We start from the raw sequence: 7,139 nt of genomic DNA on the forward strand, positions 1-7,139 counted from the left end.
GGTGCGGCAGTCGGCGTGCTGGTGGCCCCATGAACATCCACGGGGAGCGAGAACGAGGTCCACAGGCAAGCAATCAGCAAATAGCTCAGCTTTTGCATGATCTTGATGTCTTCACTGGTTCTCAGCCTCCCTGGACCGGTGCTTCAAACAGGAAAGGTACGGCAATGCGCTGGCGCCCGGTTTCAAGCACCAGCGTTGCCCGCCAGAGCATGCGGCCGGTGATGCAAACGGGAAGCATCGCTTCGCTGGCATAGCGTCCGTTGCCGTCGGCACTGAGGGCTCTCCGGTTGTATCCCATGTTCATGGTGACTCCGGCAAAGTCGATTTCAACCTTGTTCGCCACCACGCCGGAAATTGTTACGCTGACCTGAAGCGGCTGTACCACAGGGATCGGATGCGGCGTGATACTCAGTTCGATACGACCGCCACCGGGGATTTCGGCAAGGCAGGCCTGTTTGTGCAGGTCGCAACCGGCAACCGGCTCGATCGTCACGTCGGCCTTGGCCAGCAACAGCGGCGAGTACTTGTAGCCGACCACAGCCACGATGCCCAGTGCCAGGATGATGGAAAAGTCGACCAGGGAAAAAGGACTGCGCATGGCAACAAGCTTCTCGGGTTTGGCTGGCTCCGGCAAGACGGTGGCGAAATGTCGCAGACTGCAAGCCAGCAAGGCAATCGAGATTTTATCCGAATGAGGACGCATTCAACCCAGAAACCGAAATTAACCACGAAGTTCACAAAGAACAGCGCGAAGCTGCTCTCCGTGCTCTTCGTGGTTTAACAGGGGTTTTCAGGTTCAACGATCCCGGTGAATTGACCCGGGGCAAACTGGGCATTGCGATTCGAATTCAGCCACTTGCGTTAAGCAAAAAATACAGAAAATACGGTAATCAAAATACGGCATCGTCGGTATTACAGCAAGACTCTGGTAGTCATAGACTTCGATTAACTTGGGTTGCGTGTTTTTATTCATTTCCATCGGTGCACAGAGCAAACCATACAAGTTTCTCTTTGGTTTCACGCCCAGACCCGCAAAGAACAGCAGACCTGATTGAAACGCTCAATGCTGCCATTGAGGTCAAATTTTAATGGGAGGTTTCCCGATGGTCAGCGCAATCCAGGCTGTGCCGATTTTCAATACAGCCTATAAACCCACTTCCGCCGGGCAAGCGTTCACCTTGGCTGACGGAACAAAGTCATCGCTCTCGGTACCGGGCGTGACACTGACCTTGAGCGACAGGTCGCAGGCGACTCTCACCTATAACCAGGCGGGGCTGTTTGCGCCGTCGTTGCAGGCGGTCACCACCATCACCGCTGCCACGCTCAACGCCGCCATCGATGCTGCGCTCGCTAGCCCGCCCTTGCCCGCCAGCAGCAACACTCCGAACACGGCGTCGACCAACACGCCCCCCGCTGCCGCTACTGCCGCCCCGGCGCAGCCTGCCACCGCCAGTACGGCTGTTGCTACTGCCACCACCGCACCGATTGCCGTCGCTCCCGTAGCGGGGATCGCCGGCACGACACCCGGCACTGCCATTGCTTTGGCAGCCAATTTTTTCGTGAATCCTGCCGACCAGGTCTTGGCCAACATAACGGCAAATCCGGCCTACGCCGGCATGGCCGCGGCGCTGTACGTTAATGTCGCTGTTTATCGGAGCTGCAGACCTCGGCCGCCGTCTTGGCGAACAGGACCGACATCCCCCGGCAGGTGACGGAGTTAACTGCCGCCAAGGAAGTGGACACTGAGCGGCATGAAGAAGGGACCACCAACTATCGGCGCAGGGGAACCAATTTCGAAAGCACGGTTTCGAGTACCAAGCGCAGCAGCAGTCTTTAGCCATCTTTTATCAAGGGCAGATGCAAGCCGCTAAGGTGCGCCGAGCGCACTATCCCGCCTCGCTTGTCTATATATAATCTCTGCTCTGTCTTCAACTATCGCTGGAAGCCGCGCCAAATGGCGTTCTTCAATGAGCCATGCCGCAGAGCCATTAAATACGCCACTCTTCAGGCGTATGTTCTGCATAACGCCTATCCATGAGCATTGCAGAGGATAACGCTTATCAAGCGAACGGCACCAGCCCGGCCATCAGGCATGAAGAGTTGTGCAAATATCAGGGAAGCCGCGCGAGCAAACCGGTAGCCCGGCCTTCTCCGTAGCGAGTGCAAATCGCCCCCGGATTCCTGCTTCTACTAAAATGCGTGTTTTCGCCAACGCTGGCGTGCCTCAACACCATTCGCAAGGAAGCGTAATGAGCTCTGAATCGACACCGCAGTCACAGCATTCCCAGTTTGCCCTGCTCAAAACCCGCCGCTTTGCGCCGTTTTTCGTGACGCAGTTTCTCGGGGCATTCAACGATAACCTGTTCAAGAACGCGCTGGTCGTGCTGCTGACTTTCCATGCGGCGAGCTGGACGACGCTGGCGCCGGAGGTGCTGACCAATCTGGCGGCGGGGATTTTCATTGTTCCCTTCTTCCTCTTTTCGGCGACGGCCGGGCAACTGGCCGACAAATACGACAAGGCAAAAATGGCGCGTCTGGTGAAAGTGCTGGAGATGGTCATCATGGGCGTCGCGGCGCTCGGGTTTTTCCTGCACAGCCTGGCCGTGCTGCTCGGCGCGCTGTTTCTGCTCGGCCTGCACTCGACGCTGTTCGGCCCGGTGAAGTACGCGATCCTGCCGCAACATCTGCGCGAGGATGAACTGGTGGGCGGTAACGCGCTGGTCGAATCCGGAACCTTTGTCGCCATCCTGATCGGCACGCTGGCCGGCGGGCTGCTCTCCGGAGCGGCCGGGCATCCAAGCTGGGTGGCCTTTGCCGGATTGCTGGTTGCCGCAGCCGGTTTTATGGCCAGTACCGGGATTCCGCCGGCGCCGGCGCCGGCGCCCGATCTGGAAATCAACCATAATCCGTTCTCCGAGACGTGGCGCAACATTGGTTTTGCACGGCAGAACCGCACGGTGTTCCTGTCGATTCTCGGCATCTCGTGGTTCTGGCTCTACGGGGCGCTGTTCCTGGCGCAGTTTCCGGTCTATGCCAAGAACGTTCTCGGCGGTGATGAAACCTCGGTCACGCTGCTGCTGGCCACCTTCACCGTCGGCATCGGTCTGGGCTCGATGCTCTGCGAAAAGCTTTCCGGCAAGCACGTCGAAATCGGGCTGGTGCCCTTCGGCTCGATCGGCCTGACGCTGTTCGGCCTCGATCTGGTCTTTGCCTCGCCGGCCAGCTTGCCCGCCGCTGCGCCGCTGGCGATGAGCAGTCTGCTCGCCTTGCACGAGACCTGGCGCGTCCTCTTCGACCTCTTCGGGCTCGGCCTGTTTGGCGGCTTCTTCATCGTGCCGCTCTATGTGCTGATCCAGTTGCGCAGTGCGCCGGAGCATCGGGCGCGCATCATCGCCGCCAACAACATCCTCAACGCGCTGTTCATGGTCGTCGGCGCGCTCGTCGCCGCCGGGCTGCTCGGCAACGGAGTGACGATTCCGGTGCTGTTCGGCATTGCCGCATTGTGCAATGCGCTGGTCGCCATCTACATCTACACCCTGGTGCCGGAGTTCATGCTGCGCTTCGTGGCCTGGCTGCTGATCCACTCGATCTACCGGCTGGAGCAGAAGGGCTTGGAGCATATTCCCGACGAGGGGCCAGCGGTGCTGATCTGCAACCATGTCAGTTTTGTCGATCCGCTGGTCATCTCGGCAGCCTGCCGGCGTCCGATCCGCTTCGTCATGGATCACCGGATTTTCCGCATGCCGCTGATCAGCTTCATTTTCCGCCACATGAACGCCATCCCGATTGCTCCGGCCAAGGAAGATCCGGCGATGATGGAGGCCGCTTTCGGGGCGGTTGCCCAAGCGCTGGAAGCGGGCGAACTGGTTGCCATCTTTCCCGAAGGGCGGATCACCGATAACGGCGAAATCTGCCCCTTCCGTCCCGGCATCCAGCGCATCCTCAGGCGCACGCCGGTGCCGGTCATTCCCATGGCCTTGCGCGGACTATGGGGCAGTTTCTTCAGCCGCAAGGACGGTCCGGCGATGAGCAAACCGTCTCATCTGCGGCCTTTTTCGCAGATCGGCCTGAGCGTTGGCCAGCCCGTTTCGGCGGAATCATCTACGCCGGAAGATTTGCAGGCGCTGGTTGCCGAGCTGCGTGGCGACTGGAAGTAAGCGAAGGTCAAAGGCGAAGGCCATGTGGTTTCCCGGGAATGTTGATCGGCGCGGCGCTGGGCCGTTTTGCCGGCTTCCAAGGGGCGCTGGCCAACGTTCGCGTGCCATTGACTGACGTCATCCCGGAAAAAGCCTTCGCCAGTATGGGCAAACCCAGGGTCGCCAGCGTAGGCAGTTGCACCGGCGCAGCATCGTTCATCGCCCAGGCGCCATGCGACGCAGCAAGAACCTGGCCAGAGCTTTCGGTGAGAGCAAGTTGCGCAGACGGGGAGGCGCGCTGGCGCGACAACGATGCAGAAATATCCTTGAGTGCGAGATCAGCTCCAATAACGGCCTTGCGGTCCGGCGTCGCCTGAGCGATCGTAAAGCCAATATCAGCCGATGGCAACGCGAACGCTGGTGTGCGAACAAGGCCGGAACGTCCAAGAGTGTCATGAAACCAGTTCATGTCTTTGGGCCGATAGCTGTCGGTCGCGCGAGCAGACAGCAGTTTCATCTGATCATCGTAAAAACGGACGCTGGCACCGCTGTATCTTTGATATCAAGGGTCCGCAGCCCTGAAGTGGGCAATTTGTTGTCAGGGCCAGGTTCCAGAGGAGCCAAGTCGAGGAGATGGTCGAGGAGGGCCGTGGCCAGAACAGGATTTGACTGCTACTGCCTTGCCTGACGCCTCAACCTGCTGCCTCCTGTTGCTCAGTAGATCAGTGTCTTCAAATGCGTGAGCTGAAATCCCCGAGCCCGGGGAGGAAAAGAAATCATGATTGTTTTGCCCACAACAATCCACTGAGCCATACTGTTTCAAATACTGACACTTTTCATCGGAACTGCCGAAGCGCTCACCGGAATTGTTCGTGGCACAGGTGGGGAAAGGTGGTCGGTCCTTGTGCCGCGTCTGTGGAATCCTCTACATCGCTGGAGCCGCATACGGCCTTGCTCAAGTTGGTGCTTTCCGCGCAATCTATGGATAAGTGGCGATCATTGGACAACTGGCGATGCAGACCTCACTGGTCGACGGCAATTATCCTGTCCGGCGTGTTATTGACTTCGACGCCTTCATGCGACTTTTTCAATTCAGCCATCCTTTCGCGCCATTCCGCCAGTCCCTCATCCTCATACTCAAGCTGCAATGCCAAGGCTTTTGTCGTGCTCAGGTTGTTGTTCTCCATTCTGCGTGAAAATCGTCCCCGCATTCTCGACAACAAACGTTCAGATTCGTCATTACTCAACCGCTTGGCTCTTTCGACGTACTCTTCTGAAGGTGATTTCGATCCCATGGCGTAATCCATCCTTAAATCCAAAAAATGATAAAAAATTTACTGTGCGGCGTTAGTCCAGCCGATCGTAAAGGCTGAGGCAGATAAGACATTCAGTGGTCAGTCAGCAATCCATGTCTTCAGGCATGATTTTACTGCTTTGCTGATTTTGAAAGCGGCAAAGAATGGCCGCAATCTTGTAGGGCGATCTGAATGGACTTGAATATCCTACAAAATCGAACCTCGGTGGTCAAGGACAATAGGGGCCATTCCTTCCAGGTCGGGCATGGCAGTCTCCAAGAAATACACCCGTCGTCCGTTTCGTTTGCACGCAAGCGAAAAGTGACGCCCTCCGTGTATCCCCACTCGTCCAGCAAGGGCTGCACGCTAACCTTGGAAATGTTCGACCATGGAACGAACAGCCATGTTTTCGGCATCGCCGGGCCAATGCGCCACAACTCTGCCGTGATGGAAAATAGACACCTTGCGAATCGCTGACATAGTCGTATGACCTGGTGGCGATGGTCGAGGCGAAACACTATTTCCCGGATGAGCCACGGTTGAGTTACGCAGAGAACCAGACAGCGGCACTGGAGAAGGCGGATGCGCTGGTGGTGGTTACGGAGTGGAAAGAGTTTCGCAGCCCGGACTTTGACGCGATCAAGGCAAAGTTGAAAGCGCCGGTGATTTTCGACGGACGGAACCTGTTTGAGCCGGCCGAGATGAAGCGGATTGGGATTGTGTATTCGGGGATTGGACGGTAGGGTTTGGCGGTGGTGGAGCAGCGCCACACCGTCAATCAACCCACTTTCCCCCTGAGCGCGAAGCCTGGCCTCTGGCCACAAGGGGGGCTGGGGGGTTGTGAATAGGCGATCTACAGGTTATTAGCTTGAAGAGTGGCGTATTCATTGGCTTGACAGCCTTATATGCTGTAGATGACCAGTTGATAAGGCTTACAGAGGCATGATTCGGGTTTACGTGCCAGTAACTCACGTCACCCGGCTTTATCACCATCCAGTGTTTCAAGGGAAAATAGATGGCATAAGGAATGATTCTGGCCGCTGGCCAAGGCTCGCGGGTTCGCCCGCTGACCAAGGATTTACCCAAGCCGATGGTGCCGATTTTGGGCAATCCGGTAATGGAATACTAAGGGGATCCAGGACTTCAGCGGTTTCTTCGATGAAACGACGCTGGTGATCTGCGGCGATGCGATCATCGACCTCGATCTGGGCGCTGCCCTGCACGAGCACCGCAGCAAGGGCGCCATCGTCAGTGTGGTGACGCTGGAGGTGCCGCCTGAAGAGGTGCAGAACTACGGCATCGTCGTCGCCGACCAGCCATTCGCTGGCCGATATCAGCAAGGCCAGGTCGTTGCTGGGCTATGAGCCGACGCATCCGATTGGCGATGGGTTGAGAGAGGCGCTGGGGTGGTATGTGGCGGATCTTCGGTGAGGAGTGGGGAGTAGCGTCGCCCCACGGGCAGTTACTACGCAGATGACCCAAAAAATGCCTCTGTAACGACATTACTGGCCAACAAGTCCATCGTCCAGGCCATTGTCTCTCTCGCAAAAAGTCTCTCGCTGGAAACCGTTGCCGAAGGCGTTGAAACAGCGGATGAGTTTGCGCAGACCAGTGCCTGCGTCTGCGATGAGATACAGGGCTACTTTCACGCCCGGCTGACAAATCTCGCCCCATTGGAGCCACCGAATCGCGGCCTAATGGTGCCAGC

The 7,139-nt window shown here is 57.6% G+C and carries 8 protein-coding genes and 1 pseudogene; 6 read left to right on the forward strand and 3 right to left on the reverse strand.

Annotated elements, in window-relative coordinates; translation table 11 throughout:
• Positions 1 to 121 precede the first annotated feature (121 nt).
• A complete protein-coding gene (locus ACOYNV_RS24425) occupies positions 122 to 703 on the reverse strand; it encodes a hypothetical protein (RefSeq protein ID WP_422902417.1) in 582 nt (193 codons plus the stop codon).
• Between the two features lie 400 nt (positions 704 to 1,103).
• Between ACOYNV_RS24425 and ACOYNV_RS24430 the strand changes: the two genes are divergently transcribed.
• Together ACOYNV_RS24430 and ACOYNV_RS24435 are read left to right on the forward strand one after the other, a co-directional pair.
• Positions 1,104 to 1,712 carry a hypothetical protein gene (locus ACOYNV_RS24430; protein ID WP_422902418.1) on the forward strand — a complete coding sequence of 203 codons (609 nt, stop codon included), beginning with the start codon at positions 1,104 to 1,106 and terminating at the stop codon, positions 1,710 to 1,712.
• 537 nt (positions 1,713 to 2,249) lie between these two features.
• Positions 2,250 to 4,157 carry an MFS transporter gene (locus ACOYNV_RS24435; RefSeq protein ID WP_422902419.1) on the forward strand — a complete coding sequence of 636 codons (1,908 nt, stop codon included), beginning with the start codon at positions 2,250 to 2,252 and terminating at the stop codon, positions 4,155 to 4,157.
• A 7-nt stretch (positions 4,158 to 4,164) separates the two neighbouring features.
• Here the strand turns inward: ACOYNV_RS24435 and ACOYNV_RS24440 are convergent, their stop codons facing one another.
• Both ACOYNV_RS24440 and ACOYNV_RS24445 read right to left on the reverse strand, forming a co-directional pair.
• Positions 4,165 to 4,653: a hypothetical protein gene (locus tag ACOYNV_RS24440; protein ID WP_422902420.1), complete on the reverse strand. Its 489-nt coding sequence runs from the start codon at positions 4,651 to 4,653 to the stop codon at positions 4,165 to 4,167.
• A gap of 505 nt (positions 4,654 to 5,158) precedes the next feature.
• Positions 5,159 to 5,443, reverse strand: coding sequence for a hypothetical protein (locus ACOYNV_RS24445; protein ID WP_422902421.1), 285 nt, complete (start codon positions 5,441 to 5,443; stop codon positions 5,159 to 5,161).
• Between the two features lie 470 nt (positions 5,444 to 5,913).
• On the opposite strand from ACOYNV_RS24445, the pseudogene ACOYNV_RS24450 reads away from it, so the two are divergent.
• The 4 genes and pseudogenes from ACOYNV_RS24450 to ACOYNV_RS24465 all read left to right on the forward strand — a co-directional run.
• Positions 5,914 to 6,174, forward strand: a pseudogene (locus ACOYNV_RS24450) (UDP binding domain-containing protein); the annotation flags it as partial.
• Positions 6,175 to 6,458: 284 nt separating this feature from the next.
• On the forward strand, positions 6,459 to 6,560 hold the full coding sequence (locus tag ACOYNV_RS24455; RefSeq protein WP_422902422.1) for a nucleotidyltransferase family protein: 102 nt from the start codon (positions 6,459 to 6,461) through the stop codon (positions 6,558 to 6,560).
• 43 nt (positions 6,561 to 6,603) lie between these two features.
• Positions 6,604 to 6,795 carry a sugar phosphate nucleotidyltransferase gene (locus ACOYNV_RS24460; RefSeq protein ID WP_422902423.1) on the forward strand — a complete coding sequence of 64 codons (192 nt, stop codon included), beginning with the start codon at positions 6,604 to 6,606 and terminating at the stop codon, positions 6,793 to 6,795.
• Positions 6,796 to 6,951: 156 nt separating this feature from the next.
• Positions 6,952 to 7,139 (forward strand): EAL domain-containing protein (locus tag ACOYNV_RS24465; RefSeq protein ID WP_422902424.1); only part of this gene is annotated, 188 nt, incomplete at its 3' end.

Origin of the sequence: Propionivibrio sp. (assembly GCF_049316945.1) — a bacterium.
Lineage (GTDB): Bacteria > Pseudomonadota > Gammaproteobacteria > Burkholderiales > Rhodocyclaceae > Propionivibrio.